Origin of the sequence: Acinetobacter sp. 161(2023), from assembly GCF_037027805.1 — a bacterium.
Lineage (GTDB): Bacteria > Pseudomonadota > Gammaproteobacteria > Pseudomonadales > Moraxellaceae > Acinetobacter.
In genome coordinates this window covers 1-1,634 of sequence record NZ_JAZEYD010000041.1, presented here as the reverse complement: position 1 = coordinate 1,634, position 1,634 = coordinate 1, and the positions used below count along the sequence as shown (strand labels likewise).

At 33.4% G+C, this 1,634-nt stretch carries 1 protein-coding gene; it reads right to left on the bottom strand.

Annotated elements, in window-relative coordinates:
• Nucleotides 1-339 precede the first annotated feature (339 nt).
• Nucleotides 340-1,410: a zinc-dependent alcohol dehydrogenase family protein gene (locus WA249_RS18840; protein ID WP_000646533.1), complete on the bottom strand. Its 1,071-nt coding sequence runs from the start codon at nucleotides 1,408-1,410 to the stop codon at nucleotides 340-342.
• Between the last annotated feature and the right edge of the window lie 224 nt (nucleotides 1,411-1,634).

Genomic DNA, 1,634 nt, shown 5'->3' with positions numbered 1-1,634 from the left:
GTTGTATTTCGTATAAGGCGTATTATGTTAAGTTTAGAAATACTTATAAAGACGAGTGAATTTTCTACTTTTAAACTAGCTTAATTTTTGGGAGCATTACCTACGGATAAAAAAGATAAAATAAATAAAGTTTATAGTTCTCAAAAGTGGTGGAAGAAGAAGAGTCTAAAAAGAGAAGTTTTTGGAGTCGTTTTTTTCTTCCTAATGGATAGAGTGAATATCATAAAATAAGTTACAGGTTCTGGGAGCAAGTAAGATTACTATCATCAAAGTATATTAATTCAGAACAGTCGCTAAAAAAAATCGAGGCATGTGCCCCGATTTTTTATTCTTTGATTATTAAAAATCAATAATTACTTTCATTGCTTTTTCTTTTGCTGCATTAATGAATACATCATATGCTTTTTCAATTTCATTAAATTTAAAATGATGCGTTGCTAACTTTTCCATTGGAAGTTTTCCAGAACAACAAGATTTTAATAGCATTCCTGTAGTATTTGCATTCACTAAGCCAGTAGTGATTGTTAAATTTTTAATCCATAATTTTTCAAGAGAAAAGTTCACAGACTTACCATGCACACCAACGTTAGCTAAATGTCCGCCTTCTTTGACAATGTTTTGACAAATATCCCAAGTAGGCTCAATTCCTACAGCTTCAATAGCACAATCAACACCACGTTGATTAGTTAACTCCATTACGCGTGCAATAGCATCTTCTGTTCCCGAATTAATTGTATCCGTTGCTCCTAACTCTTTTGCCATAGCTAAGCGGTTTTCATCCATATCAATCATAATGATTTGACTTGGAGAGTAAAATTGAGCTGTTAATAGTGCACTCATACCAACAGGGCCGGCACCAACAATAGCCACTGTATCACCAGGCTTAATATCCCCATTTTGAACACCAATTTCATGAGCTGTAGGTAGAGCATCAGAAAGTAAAACAGCTACATCTTCATTTAAGCCTTCAGGTAGCACATATAATGAAGTATCAGCAAAAGGAGTACGTACATACTCAGCTTGAGTTCCATCGATCATGTATCCCATGATCCAACCACCATCATTGCGACAATGAGAATATAACTGTTTTGCACAGTTTTCACATGTACCACAACGACTTACGCATGAAACAATTACTTTATCGCCAACTTTGATATTTTTTACTGATGAACCAATTTGTTCAACAATACCAATACCTTCATGACCTAAAATACGACCATTGAATGAACCATTTTTTTCTTGTTCTTTTTGTTCAATTTCAGGATTTTTACCTTTATAAATACCAAGATCCGTTCCACAAATTGTCGTTTTTGTCATTTTAATAATGGCATCTGTCGGATCAATTAGTTCTGGTTTTTTGCGTTCCTCGAATCTAATATCATGATCACCATAATAAACCATTGCTTTCATTATATTTTCCATAATATATCCTGTTCAATTAAGTTGGTGGACTCAAGCCACAAGAGCAAACGTATAAAAACTTTCCAAACAATGTCGATGTTACCCAACAAGGGAAGCAGCAATATTAATTCGTATTCTAGACACATATCCTAGTTTTATCTAAAAAAATTGTATTAAAAATGGTAGGGGAATACTCCCTCAAATTAACCGATTTTAAAGCTATAAAATGATTG